Source organism: Pelagerythrobacter rhizovicinus (assembly GCF_004135625.1).
Classification (GTDB): domain Bacteria; phylum Pseudomonadota; class Alphaproteobacteria; order Sphingomonadales; family Sphingomonadaceae; genus Pelagerythrobacter; species Pelagerythrobacter rhizovicinus.
Window position 1 is genome coordinate 121,328 of sequence record NZ_SDPV01000002.1, and the last position, 20,935, is coordinate 142,262.

Below are 20,935 nucleotides of genomic sequence, written 5' to 3' on the forward strand. Positions count from 1 at the left end.
CTGGCCTGCGTCGGCAGCGAAATCGCCGGTCAATCCCGGTCCAATTCCGGCTGCCGCGACCGGCGGCGAACTCGCCGTGGCCGAATGCGCTGCCTTCCGTGAGTGGCTGTTCCCCTGGAACAGCGCTCTGGTGGGGAAGAGTTGTTACGCCCGCTTTGCGGATTCATTGCGCGAGAATGACTCGCCGCTTTTTTCGCGCGCAGCGCAGAGAAGGCATCGGAACGTCCGCGGCCGTCCGGCCCTCTCCGGCTAGGCGATCGCCTCCGCAATCGCCTCGCGCACTTCGGCGCTCGACCAGTCGTATTCGCCGACCACGCGCCAGACCTCGCGGCCGCTGGCATCGTAGAGCACGGTGGTGGGCAGGCTTTGGCTTTCGAGCGCGAAGCCCAGCTCGAGCTCCGGCTCCATCCAGGGCTCGAGGTGCTCGAACTGCATCTGCGCGAAGAACGGTTCCACCTTGTCCGCGCCGCCCATGTCCTGGCTGACGGTGATGACGCGCAGCGAGTCGCCGTACTCCCCGGCGAGATCGTCGAGCTGCGGCATTTCCTTCACGCACGGCGCGCACCACGTCGCCCACAGGTTGAGCAGCACCGGCGTCCCCTGCGCCGCCGCGAGGTTGAACCGGTTGCCCGCCGGGTCGGAGACCGTCATGGCCGGCATCAGCTCGCCCGCGCGGCTGCGGTCGATCACGCTCGACAAGTCCGCCTTGTCCGCCGCCAACGCGCCCTCGCCTTGCACCTCCTCGGGCGCTTGCCTATCGCAGCCGGCAACAACCAGGGCCAAGGCGATTATCGTGAGCGAAAAGCGGAACGACAGGGACGGCGACAAGGGCGGTTCCAATGCGATGTGGGGCGGCAGGTTCGCCGAAGGCCCTAGCGCGATCATGCGCGAAATCAACGCTTCCATCCCGTTCGACAAGGCCCTCTGGCGCCAGGACATCGCCGCGAGCAAGGCGCATGTCGCTATGCTCGCCGCGCAGGAGATCGTCTCGCAGGCCGACGCGGCGGAGATCGCGCGCGGCCTCGATGCGGTGGCCGCCGAGTACGAGGCGAACGGGGTTCCCGAGAACTGGGACCTCGAAGACATCCACATGACCACCGAGAGCCGCCTCGCCGAACTGATCGGCCCGGCGGCAGGACGGCTGCACACCGCGCGCAGCCGCAACGATCAGGTCGCGACCGACTTCCGCCTCTGGGTGCGGGAGGCGATCGATCAGGCCGACGCCGGCCTCGCCGCTTTGCAGCACGCGCTGGTGACGCGGGCGAACGAACATGCCGACAGCGTCATGCCCGGCTTCACCCACCTGCAGACCGCGCAGCCGGTCACGCTCGGCCATCACCTGATGGCCTACTACGAGATGGTGCGCCGCGACCGCAGCCGCTTTGCCGATGCGCGGGCGCGGCTCAACGAATGCCCGCTCGGGTCGGCCGCACTTGCGGGAACGGGGTTTGCGATCGACCGCCAGGCGACCTGCGAGGCGCTCGGCTTCGACCGTCCGACCGCGAACAGCCTCGATGCCGTGTCCGACCGGGATTTCGCGCTCGATTACCTGCAGGCGGCCGCGCAGTGTTCGCTGCACCTCTCGCGGCTGGCGGAGGAGATGATCCTCTGGGCCAGCCAGCCGTTCGGCTTCATCCGCCTGCCCGACTCGCTCAGCACCGGCAGCAGCATCATGCCGCAGAAGAAGAACCCCGATGCGGCCGAGCTGGTTCGCGGGCACGCGGGGCGGATCGTCGGCTGCCTGACCGCGCTGATGGTGACGATGAAGGGCCTGCCGCTCGCCTATTCGAAGGACATGCAGGACGACAAGCCGCCGGTATTCGAAGCGGCGGGCCTGCTCGCGCTGTCGATCGCGGCGATGACCGGCATGGTCGCCGACAGCCGATTCGACACGGCCCGCATGCGCGCCGCGGCCGAACTCGGCTATGCCACGGCGACCGATCTCGCCGACTGGCTCGTGCGCGAGGCGGACATTCCGTTCCGCGAGGCGCACCATATCACCGGCGCCGCGGTCAAGCTGGCGGAGCAGCGGGGCGTGGCGCTGGACCAGCTCTCGCTGGCGGACCTTCAGGCGATCGACGCGCGAATCGGCGAAGGCGTGTTCGCCGCGCTGTCGGTCGACGCCTCGGTCGCGGCGCGGGCCTCCTATGGCGGGACCGCGCCCGATCAGGTAAGACAGCGCGTGGCCGAAGCGCGCGCTGCGCTCGGCGTGGAGGAATGATGCGCCGGATCCTCGCACCGCTTGCCCTCGCCGCCGCCCTCGTCGGGTGCGGGCAGAAGTCCGACCTCGAGCCGCTCCCCGGGCAGACGCTGCCGCCCGCGCCTTACGGGAGCGAGGTTCGCCCCGGCCCGCAGGACCTGCTGGAGCTCGACCCGCAGGCGGCGCCCGAACGCAGCGTCGAACTGCGCAAGCGTTCCGAAGAGCGCGAGGACGATCCCTTCGACCTGCCGCCGGAATAACGCCTTTCGCGAAGCCGCAAAGGGCCTGCCTCCCCCCTTTCAAGCAAGGCTTGCTCGACTGCCGCATGCGCACCGGCTAAGCGCCCGCGCATGGACCATTTCCAGCTCAAGAACGGCGTCCTTCACGCCGAGGACGTACCGCTTTCCGCGATCGCCGAGGCCGTCGGCACGCCCGTCTACGTCTATTCGCGCGCCACGCTGGTGCGCCACGCCCGCGTGTTCCGCGAGGGGCTGTCGGCGCTCGATCGGCCGCACCTCGCGTTCGCGGTGAAGGCGAACCCGAACCTCGCGGTGCTCAGCGTTCTGCAGAAGGAAGGCTACGGCGCCGATGTCGTCTCGGGCGGCGAGCTGACGCGCGCGCTGGCAGCCGGGATGGCGCCGGCCGACGTGGTGTTCTCCGGCGTCGGCAAGACCCATGCCGAGCTCGTCCAGGGGCTCGAATCCGGGATCGGCCAGTTCAACATCGAATCCGAGGAAGAGGGCTACGAGCTCGCCGCGATCGCGCGCCGCCTCGGCAAGACGGCGGCCTGCGCGCTGCGCGTCAATCCGGACGTCGACGCGCGCACGCACGAGAAGATCTCGACCGGCAAGCGCGAGAACAAGTTCGGCGTCCCGCTCGACCGCGCCGGCGCGATCTATGCCGCGCTGGCGGCGGAGGACGGGCTCGATATGCGGGGCGTGGCCGTGCATATCGGCAGCCAGCTCGGCGATCTCGAACCGCTCGAAAGCGCCTTCACCAAGCTCGGCGCCCTGATCGGGGAGCTGCGTGCGGCGGGGCTTACGGTCACGCATGCCGACCTCGGCGGCGGGCTCGGCGTGCCTTACAAGCCGGGCGACATCATGCCCTCCCCGGCGGACTACGGCGCGATGGTCGCGCGGGTGACGAAGGGTTGGGACGTGCGCCTCACCTTCGAGCCCGGGCGCGTGATCGCGGGCAACGCGGGCATTCTGCTGACGCGCGTGATCCGCTCCAAGCGCAGCGGCAACGGGCCGCCTTTCGTGATCGTCGATGCCGCGATGAACGACCTCGCCCGCCCGGCGATGTACGGCGCCTGGCACGATATCGAGGCGGTCGCGCCGAGCGGGAACAGGATGACCTCGCACGTCGTCGGCCCGATCTGCGAGACCGGCGACACGTTCGCAACGGACCGCGAGATCGACGCGCTCGCGGCCGGCGATCTCGCCGTGTTCCGCACCGCCGGGGCCTACGGCGCGACGATGGCGAGCAGCTACAACAGCCGCGGCTTCGTCCCCGAAGTGCTGGTCGACGGCGACCGGTTCGCGGTCGTGGCGGACCGCATCCCGGCCGACGCGATCATGGACGCGGAGCGGGTGCCCGACTGGCTATGAAGAGCCTTCCGCTCTTCCACCGGGTCGCGGGCGAGCGCGTGGTCGTGCTCGGCCAGGGCGATGCGGCGGAAGCGAAGCGGCGGCTGGTCGAGCGCGCGGGCGGCCTGTGCGGCGGCGAGGCGGAGGCGCATCACGCGCGGCTCGCCTTCGTCGCGCTCGACGACGCGCAGGAGGCCAAAGCGGCGGCCATGCGGCTGAAAGGCAAGGGGCTGCTGGTCAACGTGACCGACCGGCCCGAGCTGTGCGACTTCACCGTCCCCAGCGTGCTCGACCGCGATCCGGTGCTGGTCGCGGTCGGAACGGGCGGCGCGTCGGCGGGGCTGGCCAAGCACTTGCGGCTGCGGCTGGAGGCGCTGTTGCCGCCATCGCTCGGGCGCCTGGCGGAGGGGCTTTACGCCGCGCGCGAGGCGATCCGCGGGCGCTTTCCGGATGCCGCCGATCGCCGCCGCGCGCTCGATCGGGCGTTGGCTGAAGATGGCGTGCTCGATCCCTTGCGGGAGGATTCGGCGGAGCGGATCGAGGGATGGCTGGAAAACGCTGCAGATGACGCCGCCAGCTCCTGCGTGGAAATCGTGCTCACCAGCGACGACCCCGACGATCTGACGCTGCGGCAGGCGCGGCTGCTGGGCCGGGCCGACACGATCCTGCACGATGCCGACGTGCCCCTCGCGATCCTCAACCGCGCGCGCGCCGATGCCGTGCGCAAGCCCCTGTCCGGCAACTTTTCCGGACATGGACACACTGTCATCCTGCGCCGAAGCACGGCGGGTTGATCTTCACGAACCGCGTGGCTAGGCCCGGCCCGTCATCTGGGGAGTAGCCGACCGCCTGCGGGCGGGCCTGCGCGTCAACATACTCGGTCGAGAGGCCGTGGCGCGCGGGGGACGGGAGACCGTTCGGGCGAGACCAATGGCATGGCACCCCGCCTGGCCGGGCGCGTGGTGCGATGCCGTTCGTCTTGTCGCTGCCCGGCCCCGGAGATCTACCTTGGAAGCCTTCCTGACCTCGACCGCGGTGGTCGCCCTCGCCGAGATCGGCGACAAGACCATGCTGCTCGCGATCGTGCTCGCGGCGCGGTTCAAACGGCCGCTGCCGATCGTGCTCGGCATTCTTTTCGCGACGCTCGCCAACCATGCCTTCGCCGCATTCCTGGGCGAGGTCGCCAGCTTCCTGCTCGACGGGATCTGGTTCCGCTATCTGGTCGCCGCCTCCTTCATCGTCATGGCGGCATGGACGCTCGTGCCCGATAAGCTGGACGAGGACGAGACCCCTAAACCGGCGCGCTTCGGCGCGTTCCTGACGACGCTGGTCGCATTCTTCCTCGTCGAGATGGGCGACAAGACGCAGGTCGCCACGGTCGCCCTCGGCGCGCAGTTCCAGAGCGTGCTGATCGTCACCGCCGGCACGACACTGGGGATGATGATCGCCAACGTCCCGGCGGTCTTCCTCGGCAACGCCCTGATTGCCCGCATACCGCTCGGCGCCGTGCGCGCAGCGGCGGCGCTGCTGTTCCTGGCCGTGGGCGTCTGGCTGCTGCTGGAGACTGCGGGCTGGCTCTAGGCGAAACCTGGATAGCTCGTCGCGTCTTCCTGTCCTCGCCATGAAGGCCGAGATGCCGGGGGCGGGCGAACAGCAGAGTCACTGAGAAGCCCGCCTTGTTGCCCAACTCCCATCCCCCCTATGGGTCATCCCCGCGAAAGCGGGGATCCATAAACTGACAGCGCGACCCTGGATCCCCGCGTCCGCGGGGATGACAAGGGGGGAGGCGGCAGAAGACAAAGGGTGGCGGCAGAGCGGGCCTCTACCTAGGTTTTCTGCGCTTCCCGTCATCCTAGCGAAAGCTGGGATCGCTCTCCGCCAGGTCGTACGGTGCCGCACGCGATCCCAGCTTTCGCTGGGATGACGAGGGGCGGAAAGCGGCGCTCCCCTCATCCGGTTTACCAGCCATCTTGACAAAAGAAACCATATAGGTTAGTGGGTGCTGGCTTGGTGGACCTCAACGCCAGGCAACGAGGATCGGGACAGGCGCTTGTGTCGACGGTGCCTTGTCTCTCTTCCGCTGGTAGAGGGCGTCATACTCTCTCATCAGCGGCGCGGCCGGTGCGGCTGGCGTGCGATGTGCAGAGGCTCGGGTGCGTACTCCCAAGGAGCCGGAAGCATTGCTCCCTTCCGCCGGAAGCCGGGACATGGATGTTCGCGGTGCCTGCGCGCTGCCCTTGCGAACCCGGCGATCAGCCCCGGGTCTCCCGGCAGCGGCCCACCGCGCGCTGGCGTGGCGGATCAGCCACGGGGCACGGGCGGACTTTTGGCGAGTCCCGGCCGTCTGCGCCCGCCAGTCCCGGACCGCAGGGATCGAACCGGGCCCCACCGCGGCGGCGGCGGGCAAGCGGATCGTGTGCGGCGAACCTCACGCCGCAAACGCATCCGTCGGTCGTTCGCAACCAAACCGCCACCCGCCCGACCCCGCGCACGCCCCCTGGCGTGCCGCACCGGCCGCGCGATCCGAGTTCCCAGGCGTCACGCATCCGGGTTCGCCGCCGGAGGATGTTGTGTGGGTGCGGTCCCTAAACCTCACGAAAAGCGCGCGCCGCGAAGACGCCGAGACGCGCAGAAGCCCAGCCGCGTGCCGGCTGGCGAATCCTCCCCCCTTCGTCATCCCCGCGCACGCGGGGATCCATTGTCCGGCGCTCGTCCCTGGATCCCCGCTTTCGCGGGGATGACAAAGGGATGGAAGGGCTGGCAGGCTCTTCGCTTCTTCACGCAACGAGCGACCGCCGACGCATCATCGAGGGCGCGGTCCCAGCCTCTGCAGGATAACGGGATAGGCGGCGGACCTCTTGGAGAGCCCCACACCCGTTCCCGCCAACCCGCCAAACTTTTACCGCGTCCTAGACCAGCCCTTCCGCCGTGCGTCCCAGTTCCTCGAAATAGCGGGCCATGGCGTCGGCGGCGCGGTCGCTGAGGGTGATGAAGGCGCGGCGGCGGTCGGTCTGGTCCTCCTGCCGTTCGAACAGCCCGGCTTCGGTCATCTGCCCGATCCAGCGCAGCGCCGTGGTGGGCGGGACGCCGCTTGCGATGCACAGCGAACTGACCGACACGCGCGCATGTTCGGCCCGCGCGGCGGTGAGATCGAGCAGCATGTCCCACGCGGGATCGGCGAAGAATTCCGCACCGAAGTACTTCGCGCGCAGCCGCCGCTGGCGAATGATGCGGCGGACCAGCCGCGGATCGGGCAGCGGCGGGCGCGGCTTGCGCAGCAGATTGCGCTCCGCACTCTCCTCCCCGCCTCGGTAATCCTGCGAAGGCGATTCGAACCGGAAGACGTTCGATTTCTCGGGGAGCCCGGCCGACAGGCGATCGAGCCGAGCGGCGATCTCACCCACCTGCTCGGTCAGGCGGATCAGCGTCAGCCGGTCGTCGTCCGAAAGCTCGCGCACGCGCGCGCCGGAAATGGCCGAGAGCGCGCTGCCGAGCGCGATCACCCGCTCCGCCCGGGTCGGGGCGACCAGGATCTGCGCGCGAGAGAGATCGAGGCAGCCGAAGACCGGCTCCAGCGCGGCCATGCTGGTCGACACCACCAGCTGCGCACCGGAGCGCGCGGCACGCACGTCGAGCCGGGCAAGCGCAGCCAATGTCGCGGCATCGGCTTCCGGGCAGTCGAGCACGACCACGTCGGCCAGCACCCGGACATCGCCATCCGCCAGCGACGCGACCGACCCCAGCTCGCCCAGCCGCAAACCCGCGGCCATTGCGTCCTCGCCGATTTCCTGCCGCTGCTCCATGCGGTCGGCGTAGATCGCTACCGCGAGCGCCGCTCTTTCCCCGTTCGCCACCATGTCGTAGGCAAAATCCACTTGTCCCATGCACTCGTCTCCGCAAGCTTTAGCTGCGAACACGAGTAGAACAAAGCGGGGTTAAGTCAAGAATGGAGGTAATTCAGCCCCGGTCGAGGAACGGATCGCGCACCAGGATCGTGTCCTCGCGCTCCGGGCTGGTCGACACCAGCGCGACGGGCGTTTCGATCAGTTCCTGCACGCGCTGGATATACTTGATCGCCTGGGCGGGAAGATCGGCCCAGCTCCGCGCGCCCGCGGTCGTCTCGCGCCAGCCTTCCATTTCCTCGTAGATCGGCTCGACCGCGGCCTGGTCGGCAGCGTGCGAGGGGAAGTAGTCGAGGATCTTCCCGTCGAGGCGATAACCGGTGCAGATCCGCACCGCGTCGAACCCGTCGAGCACGTCGAGCTTGGTCAGCGCGATGCCCGTCACGCCGCTGATCGCACAGCTCTGCCGCACCAGCACCGCATCGAACCAGCCGCAGCGCCGCTGGCGGCCGGTGACGGTGCCGAACTCGTGGCCGCGTTCGCCGAGCCGCTGGCCGACGTCGTCGTTGAGCTCGGTCGGGAACGGTCCGCTGCCGACCCGCGTGGTGTAGGCCTTGACGATGCCGAGCACGAAGCCGGTGCTTCCCGGCCCGAGCCCCGAGCCCGCCGCGGCCGTGCCGCTGACCGTGTTGGAGCTGGTGACGAAGGGATAAGTGCCGTGATCGACGTCGAGCAGCACGCCCTGCGCGCCTTCAAACAGGATCTTCGCCCCGGCCTTGCGCACTTTCTTGAGCCGCTTCCACACCGGCTGCGCGAACTGGAGCACGAAAGGCGCGATCTCGCGCAGGTCGGCAAGCAGCTCTTCGCGATCGACCGGCGGCTGATCGAACCCGGCGCGCAGCGCGTCGTGGTGCGCGCACAGGCGGTCGAGCTGCGGTTCGAGATGATCGAGGTGCGCCAGATCGCACACGCGGATCGCACGGCGGCCGACCTTGTCCTCGTACGCCGGGCCGATGCCGCGCCCGGTGGTGCCGATCTTGCCCGCACCCGCCGCGGTCTCGCGCAGGCCGTCGAGGTCTCGGTGGAGCGGCAGGATCAGCGGGCAGTTGTCGGCAATCGCGAAGTTGTCGGGCGTGATCGTCACCCCCTGCCCTTCGAGCTTCTCGATCTCCGCCTTCAGCGCCCACGGGTCGAGGACTACGCCGTTGCCGATCACCGACAGCGTGCCGGTGACGATGCCGCTGGGCAGCAGGCTGAGCTTGTAGACCTTGTCGCCCACCACTAGCGTGTGGCCGGCGTTATGCCCGCCCTGGAAGCGGACCACGGCGTCGGCGCGGCTCGCGAGCCAGTCGACGATCTTGCCCTTGCCTTCATCGCCCCACTGGGCGCCGATCACGGTTACATTGGCCATTCGGCGACTACCTGCTCCTGTGCGGTCAAAACGCGCCGGGCGTTAGGCCGTGGGCGCGGTAAGGGCAAGGCGCGAGGCGCCTACAGCGGGACAACTTCGCTGCCTTCGAGCCGATGCGTGCAGCCGAGCGCGCTGGCATCGTCCTCCTCGGACAGCGCCGCTACGGTGCGCCAGCCGATCGCCCGCAGGCGCGCAGCCACATTGCCGTCGTGGCCGAGCGGGAGGTAGAGCGTGTCGCGGCGCGGAGTGTCGGCCGCCGCTTCGGCAAGGCCGTCGAGATAGAGCGAGAAGCCGGCCGCGCGCTCCTCGCTCCCGCGGATGCAGTAGGTGCCCCCGCGGCCGACTGCGCCGCGGACGCCCGCAGCGTAGAGCATGAAGCCGAACCAGGACTGGTATTCGAAGCCGTGTCGCTCCGCCGGATCGAGCGTGCAGCGCACGCCGGCGGGCACGCGCGCCGCGGCCTTGCGCAGCCCCTCGATCCGGCTTGCGAGCGCGCCGTGGCTGTCGACCTCTGCCACGCGGCCGATGGCTTCGTCGAACTCGCCAGCCGCGTAGAGCAGAGGAACATAGGCTTCCCCGCCCGCTTGGCGCAGCCCGGCGGCATCTTTCATGTCCAGCTCGCGCCGGACGGCCTCGACCTGCTCCGGCGGGATCGGCAGGGCGTCGGCCGCCAGGGTATCGACCAGGTCGGGCATGGTGAAGTCGACCGATATGCCGCGCGCGCCCGCGGCTGCCAGTGCCTCGACCGCAAGCGCGACGATCTCGCCGGCCGCCTCGGCGCTGTCACTGCCGACGAGCTCCGCGCCGAGCTGCAGTTTCTGGCGTGCGGGATCGAGCTGGTCGGCGCGGATCGTGACCACTTCGCCGGCGTAGCACAGCCGCACCGGTCGCGGCGTATCGGCAAGGCCGGTCGCGGCAATGCGGCCGATCTGCGGCGTCATGTCGGACCGGAGCGCAAGCGTGCGCAGGCTGGCCGGATCGACGAAGCGGAACATGCGCCGCGGCTGCACGCCGTCCATCCGCCCGGCAAGCGAGCGCTCGAACTCCACCAGCGGCGGCCGCACGCGGTCGTATCCGTGCGAGTCGAGCACGTCGAGCGCGCCGCGCATGGCCGCGGTCAGCGCCGCTGCCTGACACGGAAGACGGTCCTCGAGACCTTCGGGCAGGAGATCGTCGGGATCGGTCACTGTGCTCCCCTCTTCCGTTGGCCAGGCGCCGGCCCTTCGCGACGGGCTTTTGGCGAAGCGGCGTCCCAAAGGACGCCGCCCCTCTGCCGCAAGGGTCGTCAGAACGCCAGCGGCTTCACCATCCGCACGCCTTCGAGCGCGCAGGCCTGCTTCACCACTTCGTCGGGGATCGGCTGGTCGACCGAGAGCAGCAGCACCGCCTCCCCGCCCGCATCGCGGCGGCCGAGGTGGAAGGTGCCGATGTTGATCCCGTTCTGGCCCAGCAGCGTACCGATGCGGCCGATGAAGCCCGGCGCGTCCTCGTTGACGATGTAGAGCATGTTGCCCTTGAGATCGGCCTCGATCGCGACGCCGAAGATCTCGACCAGCCGCGGCGCGCCGGCACCGAACAGCGTGCCCGCGACCGAGCGGTCGCCCGCCTCGGTCGCCACGGTCACGCGGACGAGCGTGTGATACACCCCTTCCCGGTCATGCCGCACTTCGCGCACGTCGATCCCGCGTTCCTTGGCGAGGAACGGCGCGTTGACCATGTTCACGCTGTCCGAATACTCGCGCATCAGGCCCGCCAGAACCGCACCGGTGATCGGCTTGCCGCTGAGCTCGGCGGCGTGCCCCTCGCGCTCGATGCTGATCTTGTCGAGATTGCCGTGGGCAAGCTGGCCCACCAGCGAGCCGAGGTTCTCCGCCAGCGCCATGTAGGGGCGCAGCTTGGGCGCTTCCTCGGCGCTGAGGCTCGGCATGTTGAGCGCGTTGGTGACGCCCCCGTTGACGAGGTAGTCCGCCATCTGCTCCGCCACCTGCAGCGCGACGTTGACCTGCGCCTCGGTGGTCGAGGCGCCGAGGTGCGGCGTGCAGATGAAGTTCGGCGTGCCGAACAGCGGCGAATCCTTCGCCGGTTCGGTCTGGAACACGTCGAGCGCCGCGCCTGCGACGTGCCCGCTGTCGAGCAGGTCCTTCAGCGCCGCCTCGTCGATCAGTCCGCCGCGCGCGCAGTTGACGATGCGGACGCCCTTCTTGGTCTTGCCGAGGTTTTCGCGGCTGAGGATGTTGCGCGTCTGATCGGTCAGCGGCGTGTGCAGCGTGATGAAGTCGGCGCGGGCCAGCAGCGTCTCAAGGTCGACCTTCTCGACCCCGAGCTCGATCGCCCGCTCCACCGTCAGGAACGGGTCGAAGGCGACGACCTTCATCTTGAGGCCCAGCGCACGGCTGGCGACGATCGAGCCGATGTTGCCGGCGCCGATCAGGCCGAGCGTCTTGCCGGTCACTTCGACGCCCATGAACGCGCTCTTGGGCCATTCGCCGCGCTGGGTTTGCGTGTCGGCCGCAGGGATCTGGCGGGCGAGCGCCATCAGCAGGGCGATCGCGTGCTCGGCGGTGGTGATGGAGTTGCCGAACGGCGTGTTCATCACCACGACGCCCTTGGACGACGCGGCCGGAATGTCGACGTTGTCGACCCCGATGCCGGCGCGGCCGATCACTTTCAGGCTGGTCGCCGCCTCGAGAATGTCGCGCGTCACCTTGGTCGCCGAGCGGATGGCGAGGCCGTCGTACTCGCCGATCACGGCCTTGAGCTCGTCGGGCGTCATGCCCGGCTTCACGTCGACCTCGCACCCGCGCTCCTCGAAAATGCGCGCGGCGTTGGGGTCCATCTTGTCGGAAATGAGGACTTTGGGTTTGGTCATGATAGCTCCCTCTCCCCTTCAGGGGAGAGGGCCGGGGAGAGGGGGACTCGTCGCCCGGCCCTTGAATAAGTTGCGGAATGGAGAGGGACTCCCCTCTCCCAACCCTCTCCCCTGAAGGGGAGAGGGCTTTTGGATCACAATTGGCCGTTCTTCAGGCTCTCGTAGGCCCACTCAATCCACGGCAGCAGGCGCTTGATGTCCTCCTGCTCGACCGTGGCGCCGCACCAGATGCGCAGGCTTGGCGGGGCGTCGCGATAGCCGTTGAAGTCGTAGGCCACGTCGAGCCCTTCGAGCTTCTTGACGATCTTCTTGGGCACATCGGCCTGCTCTTCGGGCGAGAGGCTGTCGTACCAGTCGCCCTGGAAGACGAAGCATACGCCGGTGTTGGTCCGCTGGGCCGGGTCGGCGACCATGTTGCGCAGCCAGGGCGTCGCCTCGATCCAGTCGTAGACGATTCTGGCGTTGGCATCGGCCCGCTCGAACAGCGCCTTGCGGCCACCGATCGCCTTCGCCCATTCGAGCGCGGCGATATAGTCCTCGGTCGCCAGCATCGACGGCGTGTTGATCGTCGCGCCTTCGAAGATGCCGCGGTTGATCTTGCCGCCCTTCTTGAGCCGGAACAGCTTGGGCAGCGGCCATTCTGGATCGTAGCTCTCGATCCGCTCCACCGCCTTGGGGCTGAGGATCAGCATGCCGTGCTGCGCCTCGGAGCCCATGACCTTCTGCCAAGAGTAGGTCGTGGCATCGAGCTTCGGCCAGTCCATCTCCATCGCGAAGATCGCGCTGGTGGCGTCGTTGATCGTCACGCCCTCGCGGCCCGGGGCGAGCCAGTCGGTGTTCGGGATCTTCGCGCCGCTGGTCGTGCCGTTCCAGGTGAAGACCACGTCGTTGTCCTGCGGGATCGACGCGAGATCGGGGATTTCGCCGTAATCGGCGTCCAGCGTCGTCAGGTTCTTCAGCTTGAGCTGCTTGGCAGCGTCCTGGATCCAGACGTTGCCGAAGCTCTCCCACGCCGCCACCGTCGCCGGCCGCGCGCCCAGCATCGTCCACATCGCACATTCGAGTGCGCCGGTGTCGGACCCCGGCATGATGCCGACGAGGTAGTCGTCAGGCACGCCGAGCAGCTCGCGCGACAGGTCGATCGCGTACTTCAGACGCGCCTTGCCGAGCGCGGAGCGATGCGAGCGCCCCAGCGAATCGGTCTTCAACTTGTCGAGGGACCAGCCCGGGAACTTTGCCGTGGGACCGGACGAAAAATAGGGGCGCTCCGGCTTCAGGGCCGGAGGCGTAAGGTCAGTCATGTATTCTCTCCTTGCAGAGAGCACGCGCGGCGTTGGGACCGCGTGGCCCACGCGCGGCAATAATATTGCGCCGCAGCAAGTCAAGCGTGCATAGGATTGCATCCGCCGATCGGGCGACATTCCCCATCAGGTGACATTTCCATCGCGCCGCCTCTCGCCAAGCGCGCGACATCGCCCTATGGGCTTGCCCGGCCATGGAGACCGCAGACCTTCGCATCGCCCTGTTCAGCGGCAACTACAACTACGTGCGCGACGGTGCGAACCAGGCGTTGAACCGGCTGGTGGGCCATCTGCTGAACAGAGGCGCGGCGGTGCGCGTCTACGCACCGATGGTGCCCGAGCCGGCGTTCCCTCCGGTGGGCGACCTCGTGGGCGTGCCGAGCATCGCGATTCCCGGGCGACCCGAGTACCGCTTCCCGCTCGGCCTTTCGAAAGAAAACTGTGCGGATCTGGCGCGCTTTGCACCGAACATCGTCCACACCTCGTCGCCGGACCTCGCCGCACATGCGGCGGTTCGCTGGGCCCGTGCGCGCAATATCCCGGTGCTCGCATCGGTCCACACGCGGTTCGAGACTTATCCGCGCTATTATGGCCTGGGATTCATCGAGCCCGGGCTCGAGGCGCTCATCCGGCGCTACTACAACCGCTGCGACGCGCTGGTCGCGCCTTCGCAGAGCATGATCGAGACCCTGCGCGACCAGGGCATGAACCGCGACATCTCGCTGTGGACGCGCGGGGTCGACCGCACGATCTTCGCCTCCGCCAAGCGCGACCTCTCCTGGCGCCGCTCGCTCGGCATAGGCGATGACGACGTGGCGGTGGTCTTCCTCGGCCGACTGGTGATGGAGAAGGGCCTCGACATCTTCGCCGACACCATCGTCGAATTGCGCAGACGCCAGGTACCGCACAAGGTGCTGGTGATCGGCGACGGCCCCGCCCGCTGCTGGTTCGAGAGGGCGCTGCCGGGCGGCATCTTCGCCGGTTTCCAGACCGGCGCCGACCTCGGCCGCGCGCTCGCCAGCGGGGACGTGTTCTTCAACCCCTCGATCACCGAGACGTTCGGCAACGTCACGCTGGAAGCGATGGCCTGCGGCCTTCCGGTCGTCGCGGCCGGAGCGACCGGCAGTGCCAGCCTCGTGCGCGACGGCGAGACCGGCACGCTCGTCCCGCCGGGCTGCCCGGTCGCATTCGCCGAAGCGATCGCGCCCTACTGCACCGACGCCGAACTGCGCGCGCGCCACGGCGCTGCCGGCGAAGCGCGCAGCAAGGATTTCAGTTGGGACGCGATCAATCAGACGGTGGCGGACACCTATCTCCGCCTCGTCGAAGCGAAACGCGGATAGCTCAGCGCAGCACGCCGCGCTTGCGCATGGTCCACGCGTACCAGAGCAGCAACAGCGCAATCACCCATATGACCGCGAACATTGCCGGGTTGTTCATTTCGGCAAGCTCCGGCGGCATCTCGACCTGCATCTGATAGATCGTCGAGCCCGCAAGGCCGAGCAGCGAGGCGACGAAGCCGGCAATCGCCCAGCGGCTGCGCAGCAGCAACAGGATCGAACCGGCGAGGCCGCCCCAGACGCCCAGCGCCCAGGCAGCGTCCGCCCAGGCCGGCGCGCCGGCAAAGAAGGCCAGCGCGGCATCGGTCGTGGCCGCATCGAAGCCCATCATCTCGAAATAGCCGCGATTGCCCATCTGCGTCTGCGTGTAGTCGTTCGCGCCGAACGCGTTCCACAATGTGGCGAGCACACCGATCACCCACAGGTGCCACGGCGTCTTGCTGACAGCTTCCACCATTTATCGAACCCCCTCTCCAAGGCGACCCGGCGACGAGAATACCATTCCCGCCGCCGGTGCGCCAGCGGGGTCAGCCGTCGCGCCAGTCGAAGGTCAGCGGCGCCTCCCGGAAGGCGAAGCGGTCGAGATGCTCGGCGACGACGCCCTTGAGCACTTCGAGCTGCCCCGGTTCGCTCGCGTCGATCCGGCATTCCAGCGTCTCGGGCGAGGCCTTCAGGAACAGCGTGGCCTCATCCGCCCAGTTTCCGCTGCGGCCTTCCGCAGGGAAAGTGACACGCCCCTCCTCGGCCGAATAGTCGACCGCAAGATTGTGCGACCAATGCTTGCAGAGCTGCTGGAGGTAGCGGGAACCGTTCCCGGTCGGCACCGATGCCGTGCTGGAGGCACTCATAGTCGTTCGATCCTTTTCGCCATGTCGTCGATCATATCGACGATGCTGTCGATGGTCTCCTGGTCGAGCTTGCCCGCCCGTGCGCGGTGCTTGAGCACGTTCGCGAGATTTCCCATCGCACGCCACAGATGCGGAGAGCGCCCGCGGTGTTCGCGTTCGCCATGGGCGGAGAGCCGTTCGAACAGCGCCTCGACCTCCTCCGCCTTCCCCGCCAGCTCGGCCCGGCCCGCCTCGGTCGCGACGAAGGCCTTGCGGGGGCTGTCGTCGCCGCGTTCTTCGATCATCCCTTCGTCGGCGAGAAGCTGAAGCGTGGGATAGACCGCACCGGGGCTCGGCGCATAGGCGCCGCCGGTCAGCTCCTCGATCGCCTTTATCAGCTCGTAGCCATGGCGCGGCTCGTCGGCGAGCAGCTCGAGCAGCGCGAGGCGCAGTTCGCCGTGCCCGAACATCCGCCCGCGCCGATTCCCACGCCCGCCTCCTCCGAAAGGACCGCCGGGGCCAAAGGGGCCGTCGGGCCCGAACGGTCCCTTGGCGCCGAATGGCCCGTCCGGGCCGAAGGGCCCTTCCGGACCGAACGCCGCCCCCCAATGGCGCCCGGCGCGCTTCCACGCGCGGCGGGCATCGCGATGGTCATAACAGCCGTGTCGCATACGAAATCCTTTCATCAGATGCTTCACGATATATCTTCGACCTATCGAAGTTCAAGAGACCTCGCGAGCCGGCGCGCGATTTCCTATCTAGCCTTGCGATGGCCGATCTCTTTCCCGACACTCTCCCCGAAGGGGCCGCGCAGCCCGAACCGCGCGCCGACGCACCGCTGGCCGATCGGCTCCGCCCGCGTGCGCTCGGCGAGATCGTAGGGCAGGAACACCTGACGGGTCCCGAGGGAGCGATCGGGCGCATGGTCGCGGCCGGCAGGCTGTCGAGCATGATCCTGTGGGGTCCTCCCGGGACCGGCAAGACCAGCATCGCACGCCTGCTAGCCGACGCGGTCGGCATGCGCTTCGTGGCGATCAGCGCGGTGTTCTCGGGCGTCGCCGACCTCAAGAAAGCCTTCACCGAGGCGGACAAGGCGGCAGAAGCGGGTCAGCGCACACTGCTGTTCGTGGACGAGATTCACCGCTTCAACCGGGCGCAGCAGGACGGCTTTCTGCCGTTCGTCGAGCGCGGAACGGTAACGCTGGTCGGCGCGACGACCGAGAACCCGAGCTTCGAGCTCAACGCCGCGCTACTCAGCCGCGCGCAAGTGCTGATCCTCCACCGGCTCGACGCTGCCGCGCTTGGCAAGCTACTCGACAAGGCCGAAGCGCTCCAAGGCCCTCTGCCGCTGACCGGGGAGGCGCGCGCAGCTCTGGTCGCCAGCGCAGACGGCGACGGACGTTTCCTCCTGAACCAGGCCGAGACGATCTATGCGGCGAGGGTCGATGAGCCACTCGACCCCGTGGCGCTCGGCAGCTTCCTCCAGCGCCGCGTGGCGGTCTACGACAAGGATCGCGAGGGGCACTACAACCTCATCTCGGCCTGGCACAAAAGCCTGCGCGGATCCGATCCGCAGGCGGCGCTCTACTACCTTGCGCGAATGCTGGTGGCGGGCGAGGAGCCGCTGTTCGTCTTGCGCCGCCTGGTGCGCGCCGCGGTGGAGGACATCGGCCTCGCCGACCCGCAGGCGCTGCAACAGTGCCTTGCTGCGAAAGACGCCTACGATTTCCTCGGCAGCCCCGAGGGCGAGCTGGCGATCGTCCAGGCGTGCCTCTATTGCGCCACCGCGCCCAAATCGAACGCCGCCTACAAGGCGCAGAAGGCCGCCTGGCGCAGCGCCAAGGACACCGGCAGCCTGATGCCGCCGCAGTCGATCCTCAACGCCCCCACAAAGCTGATGAAGGATATCGGCTACGGCAGGAACTACGCCTACGACCACGACGCGGAAGATGGCTTCTCCGGCGCCGACTACTGGCCCGAGGAGATGGAGCCGCAGAGCTATTACGACCCTGTCGAGCGCGGCTTCGAACGCGAAGTGCGCAAACGCATGGAATGGTGGGAGAAGCGGCGGCGGGAGCTGCGCGGTGACGCATGAGTCTCCGTCCGTCGGCTGGCTGCTTGCAGCAGCCGCTCAGGATGAACTACGGTCGCGACCTCAGGCCATCCGCTGCTCATCCGCCGAGGCGTCCCCATCCGAGGGAGACCTTAGCCTATCTTGGCGCTCGGCCTAGGGTGGCTAGGTTCCGCCATTTCCTCGCCATCGACTGGTCGGGCGCTGCGGGCGAGCGGCACAAGGGAATCGCGCTGGCACTCGCCCACGCGGGCGGCGGCCCGCCGGTGCTGGTCGAGCCCGGCCGCGGCTGGTCGCGCGAGGATGTCTTGGCGATCCTGCGCGAAGACCTGCCGCCCGATACGCTGGTGGGCCTCGATCTCGGCATATCCCTCCCCTTCGCCGATTGTGGCGCGTTCTTTCCGGGCCTCGCGACCTCGCCGCCCGACGCGCGCAGCCTGTGGGCGATGGTGGACGAAGTCTGCGCCGACGATCCCCATCTCGGCGCCACCAGCTTCGTCGACCATACCGAGCTGAGCGCCTATTTCCGCCGCCACGGCGGGCGCGAGGGCGGCCGGTTCCGCTGCGACGACGCCGGACATGGTCGAGGCCGGTTTCGCGTGACCGAACACGCGCAGGCGCGGCAAGGATGTAAACCATACTCGAACTTTAATCTTGTGGGTGCGGCACAGGTGGGCAAGTCGAGCCTGACCGGGATGCGCCTGCTGCATCGGCTGCAAGGTGCCCTGCCCGCCTGGCCCGTCGATCCGCTTCCGAAAGCGGGCTCCGTGCTGGTGGAGATCTACACCTCCCTCGCCGCGCTGGAGGCGCAGCGTTCGGCCGCGCGGAGCAAGATTCGCACCGTCGCCGACCTGGGCCGCGCCCTCGCCGCACTCGGCTCGCCCCCGGTCGCGGGCGAAGGCGCCATTGACGATCACAGCTCCGACGCGCTGCTGGCCGCCGCTTGGCTGCGCAAAGTGGCGGACGATCCGGCCCGCTGGTATCCGCGCACCCTTACATCCGAAATCGCGCGCACCGAGGGCTGGACCTTCGGCGCAGTTTGACGCAAAGGGCGCGCTCTTGTGTTGCCCTATCGCTTCGCTACGTGAGGGCATCGGAGCCGGCTTAGCTCAGTTGGTAGAGCACCTGATTTGTAATCAGGGGGCCGCGGGTTCGAATCCTGCAGCCGGCACCATTTCCCCTGCGCGGAGATGGAGGCTTTTTCTGCGCTACCGCGCTTCGCGCTACTTGAGCGCGTTCTTTCTGCGCTACCGCGCTTCGCGCTACTTGAGCGCGTTCTTTCTGCGCTACCGCGCTTCGCGCTAGTGAGCGTCGCCCCAACCATGCGCGAGCCCCCGCGCAGGCGGGGGTCTCAGGCTATCAGGCGGAGCGCCAGTGGCTGATGAGGTCCCAGCCGCAGTTTGTCCTGAGCGTTTGCTGCAAGCAGCCAGCCGAAGGGCGGGGACTTATTTCTGGCTTCAGACCATATCCTCGGGCCGCACCAGACGGTCGAAGTCTTCCGCGCTAATATCGCCGCTTTGCAGCGCCGCTTCGCGCAGGGTCAGCCCCTCCTTGTGTGCCGTCTTCGCAATAGCCGCCGCCTTGTCGTAGCCGATCGCCGGTGCCAGCGCGGTGACCAGCATCAGCGAGTTTTCCACCCCGCGGGCGATGTTCTCGCGCCGCGGCTCCAGCCCTTCCAGCAGGTGCTCGGTGAAGCTTTCCACCGCATCGGCGAGCAGGCGCACCGAGCGCAGGAAGTTCCACGCCATCATTGGGCGGTAGGTGTTGAGCTCGAACTGCCCCTGGCTACCGGCGAAGGTCAGCGCCGCCTGGTTGCCGAAGACCTCGATGCAGACCTGGGTCATCGCTTCGCACTGGGTCGGATTGACCTTGCCCGGCATGATCGAGCTGCCCGGCTCGTTCTCCGGCAGCGCCAGCTCGCCGAGGCCCGAGCGCGGGCCCGAGCCGAGCAGGCGAATGTCGTTCGCGATCTTGTAGAGGCTCGCCGCCACCGTGTTGAGCGCTCCGTGCGCGAAGAGCAGCGCGTCCTGTGCGGCGAGCGCTTCGAACTTGTTGGGCGCGCTGACGAACGGGAGGCCTGTGATCGCCGCGATCCGCTCCGCGACTTTCTCGGCGAAACCATCAGGCGCATTCAGCCCCGTGCCGACCGCCGTGCCGCCCTGCGCCAGCTCGTGGAGACCGGGCAGTGCCGCCTCGATCCGCGCAATCCCGTTTGCGACCTGTGCCGCATATCCGGAGAACTCCTGCCCCAGCGTCAACGGAGTCGCGTCCTGCGTGTGCGTGCGTCCGATCTTGACGATATCCGCCCAGCCCTTCGCCTTGGCGCCGAGATCGGCCTGCATGGCCTTGAGCGCGGGCAGGAGCGTCCGCACGACCTCGCCCGCCGCGGCGATGTGGATCGCGCTGGGGAAGGTATCGTTGGACGACTGGCTCTTGTTGACGTGATCGTTCGGATGGACCGGCGTCTTCGATCCGACCTCTCCGCCGAGCATCTGGATCGCGCGGTTGGCGATCACCTCGTTGGCGTTCATGTTCGACTGGGTGCCCGATCCGGTCTGCCACACGACCAGCGGAAACTGGTCGTCGAGCTTGCCCTCGATCACTTCCTGCGCCGCCGCGACGATCGAATCGGCGAGCTCCGGCTCGAGAATGCCGAGATCGCGGTTCGCCTCCGCCGCGGCGCGCTTGATGGTGCCCAGCGCGCGGATCAGCGGGAGCGGCAGGCGCTCGCCGCCGATGCGGAAATTCTGCAAGGAGCGCTGCGTCTGCGCCCCCCAGAGGGCATCGGCCGGCACCTCGACCGGGCCCATGGTGTCGGTTTCGGTGCGCGTCTCGCTCATCCTCGCCCCCGATAGCTGGCGACGCCCTGATCGGGAACCCACAGCCCCTCGGGCGGCGCGCCGCTTTGCCAGAAAACGTCGATCGGAATGCCGCCGCGCGGATACCAGTAGCCGCCGATGCGCAGCCAGCGCGGCTTCATCTCGGCCGCGAGCCGCTGCCCGATGCCGACCGTCACGTCCTCGTGAAAACCGCAGTGGTTGCGGAAACTGCCGAGGAACAGCTTGAGGCTCTTCGATTCGACGATCGTTTCGCCCGGCGCATAGTCGATCACGAGATGGGCAAAATCGGGCTGGCCGGTTACCGGGCATAGCGAGGTGAATTCCGGCGCCGCGAAACGCACCAGATACAGCGTGCCTTCGCGCGGGTTGGGGACATAGTCGAGCCGCGCCTCTTCCGGCGAGGCGGGCAGGCTGCTCGCCTGGCCGAGATGCGTGGTCTGCGGTGTGTCGCTCATAAGCCGCATGTGGTCTCATCGCGTCACCGGCACAAGCCCGCGGGTTTGCCGTTTGCGATTCACAGCCTATTCAGCGCGACCCGGGACTCGGGAACACCTTCGGGATTTATGGACATTCGCACTTCAGTTTCGGCCGCCGTTCTGGCCCTGGCTCTCACCACACCGTCGCTCGCGCAGCAGACGGGGTCGG

The 20,935-nt window shown here is 68.3% G+C and carries 19 protein-coding genes and 1 tRNA gene; 9 read left to right on the forward strand and 11 right to left on the reverse strand.

Going from position 1 to position 20,935, the window contains the following annotated elements; genetic code table 11:
- Nucleotides 1-249: 249 nt before the first annotated feature.
- The gene (locus tag ETX26_RS08625; protein ID WP_225425675.1) at nt 250-738 is read right to left on the reverse strand and encodes a TlpA family protein disulfide reductase; all 489 of its coding nucleotides are present in this window, start codon (nt 736-738) and stop codon (nt 250-252) included.
- Nucleotides 739-844: 106 nt separating this feature from the next.
- On the opposite strand from ETX26_RS08625, the gene argH reads away from it, so the two are divergent.
- From argH to ETX26_RS08650, 5 genes are all read left to right on the forward strand, one after another.
- Nucleotides 845-2,221: an argininosuccinate lyase gene (argH, locus tag ETX26_RS08630; protein ID WP_129524309.1), complete on the forward strand. Its 1,377-nt coding sequence runs from the start codon at nt 845-847 to the stop codon at nt 2,219-2,221.
- A complete protein-coding gene (gene lptM, locus ETX26_RS08635; protein ID WP_129525307.1) occupies nt 2,221-2,460 on the forward strand; it encodes an LPS translocon maturation chaperone LptM in 240 nt (79 codons plus the stop codon). The genes argH and lptM overlap by 1 nt, the downstream gene beginning before the upstream one ends.
- Before the next feature lie 90 nt (nt 2,461-2,550).
- The gene (gene lysA / locus ETX26_RS08640) at nt 2,551-3,810 is read left to right on the forward strand and encodes a diaminopimelate decarboxylase (protein WP_129524310.1); all 1,260 of its coding nucleotides are present in this window, start codon (nt 2,551-2,553) and stop codon (nt 3,808-3,810) included.
- On the forward strand, nt 3,807-4,583 hold the full coding sequence (locus tag ETX26_RS08645; protein ID WP_129524311.1) for a precorrin-2 dehydrogenase/sirohydrochlorin ferrochelatase family protein: 777 nt from the start codon (nt 3,807-3,809) through the stop codon (nt 4,581-4,583). Before lysA ends, ETX26_RS08645 begins: the two co-directional genes overlap by 4 nt.
- Nucleotides 4,584-4,797: 214 nt before the next feature.
- A complete protein-coding gene (locus tag ETX26_RS08650) occupies nt 4,798-5,370 on the forward strand; it encodes a TMEM165/GDT1 family protein (protein ID WP_129524312.1) in 573 nt (190 codons plus the stop codon).
- A 1,328-nt stretch (nt 5,371-6,698) separates the two neighbouring features.
- On the opposite strand, the gene ETX26_RS08655 is transcribed toward ETX26_RS08650, so the two are convergent.
- From ETX26_RS08655 to ETX26_RS08675, 5 genes are all read right to left on the reverse strand, one after another.
- Complete coding sequence (locus tag ETX26_RS08655) at nt 6,699-7,673, reverse strand: winged helix DNA-binding protein (protein ID WP_129524313.1); 975 nt, start codon at nt 7,671-7,673, stop codon at nt 6,699-6,701.
- 73 nt (nt 7,674-7,746) lie between these two features.
- Entirely contained in the window at nt 7,747-9,042 is a 1,296-nt protein-coding gene (locus ETX26_RS08660) for an adenylosuccinate synthase (RefSeq protein WP_129524314.1), read from the reverse strand.
- 80 nt (nt 9,043-9,122) lie between these two features.
- Nucleotides 9,123-10,229, reverse strand: coding sequence for an ATP phosphoribosyltransferase regulatory subunit (locus ETX26_RS08665; protein ID WP_129524315.1), 1,107 nt, complete (start codon nt 10,227-10,229; stop codon nt 9,123-9,125).
- A 98-nt stretch (nt 10,230-10,327) separates the two neighbouring features.
- Nucleotides 10,328-11,911, reverse strand: coding sequence for a phosphoglycerate dehydrogenase (serA, locus tag ETX26_RS08670; RefSeq protein WP_129524316.1), 1,584 nt, complete (start codon nt 11,909-11,911; stop codon nt 10,328-10,330).
- A 134-nt stretch (nt 11,912-12,045) separates the two neighbouring features.
- Nucleotides 12,046-13,212 carry a phosphoserine transaminase gene (locus ETX26_RS08675; protein WP_129524317.1) on the reverse strand — a complete coding sequence of 389 codons (1,167 nt, stop codon included), beginning with the start codon at nt 13,210-13,212 and terminating at the stop codon, nt 12,046-12,048.
- A gap of 194 nt (nt 13,213-13,406) precedes the next feature.
- Here ETX26_RS08675 and ETX26_RS08680 point away from each other — a divergent pair, with 194 nt between their 5' ends.
- Nucleotides 13,407-14,555: a glycosyltransferase family 4 protein gene (locus tag ETX26_RS08680; RefSeq protein ID WP_129524318.1), complete on the forward strand. Its 1,149-nt coding sequence runs from the start codon at nt 13,407-13,409 to the stop codon at nt 14,553-14,555.
- 1 nt (nt 14,556) lies between these two features.
- Here the strand turns inward: ETX26_RS08680 and ETX26_RS08685 are convergent, their stop codons facing one another.
- From ETX26_RS08685 to ETX26_RS08695, 3 genes are all read right to left on the reverse strand, one after another.
- Complete coding sequence (locus ETX26_RS08685; protein WP_129524319.1) at nt 14,557-15,009, reverse strand: hypothetical protein; 453 nt, start codon at nt 15,007-15,009, stop codon at nt 14,557-14,559.
- A gap of 70 nt (nt 15,010-15,079) precedes the next feature.
- The gene (locus ETX26_RS08690; RefSeq protein WP_129524320.1) at nt 15,080-15,400 is read right to left on the reverse strand and encodes a DUF2218 domain-containing protein; all 321 of its coding nucleotides are present in this window, start codon (nt 15,398-15,400) and stop codon (nt 15,080-15,082) included.
- A complete protein-coding gene (locus tag ETX26_RS08695) occupies nt 15,397-15,849 on the reverse strand; it encodes a PadR family transcriptional regulator (protein ID WP_225425677.1) in 453 nt (150 codons plus the stop codon). The genes ETX26_RS08690 and ETX26_RS08695 overlap by 4 nt, the downstream gene beginning before the upstream one ends.
- Before the next feature lie 299 nt (nt 15,850-16,148).
- On the opposite strand from ETX26_RS08695, the gene ETX26_RS08700 reads away from it, so the two are divergent.
- From ETX26_RS08700 to ETX26_RS08710, 3 genes are all read left to right on the forward strand, one after another.
- The gene (locus ETX26_RS08700; RefSeq protein WP_129524322.1) at nt 16,149-17,474 is read left to right on the forward strand and encodes a replication-associated recombination protein A; all 1,326 of its coding nucleotides are present in this window, start codon (nt 16,149-16,151) and stop codon (nt 17,472-17,474) included.
- A gap of 137 nt (nt 17,475-17,611) precedes the next feature.
- Nucleotides 17,612-18,493 (forward strand): hypothetical protein, encoded by an 882-nt coding sequence (locus tag ETX26_RS08705; RefSeq protein ID WP_129524323.1) that lies wholly within the window; start codon nt 17,612-17,614, stop codon nt 18,491-18,493.
- Between the two features lie 55 nt (nt 18,494-18,548).
- Nucleotides 18,549-18,624 (forward strand) — tRNA-Thr (locus ETX26_RS08710).
- A 283-nt stretch (nt 18,625-18,907) separates the two neighbouring features.
- Here ETX26_RS08710 and fumC read toward each other — a convergent pair.
- Nucleotides 18,908-20,290, reverse strand: a complete 1,383-nt coding sequence (gene fumC / locus ETX26_RS08715; protein WP_129524324.1) for a class II fumarate hydratase — start codon at nt 20,288-20,290, stop codon at nt 18,908-18,910.
- Nucleotides 20,287-20,745 (reverse strand): preQ(1) synthase, encoded by a 459-nt coding sequence (gene queF, locus ETX26_RS08720; protein ID WP_129524325.1) that lies wholly within the window; start codon nt 20,743-20,745, stop codon nt 20,287-20,289. Before queF ends, fumC begins: the two co-directional genes overlap by 4 nt.
- Between the last annotated feature and the right edge of the window lie 190 nt (nt 20,746-20,935).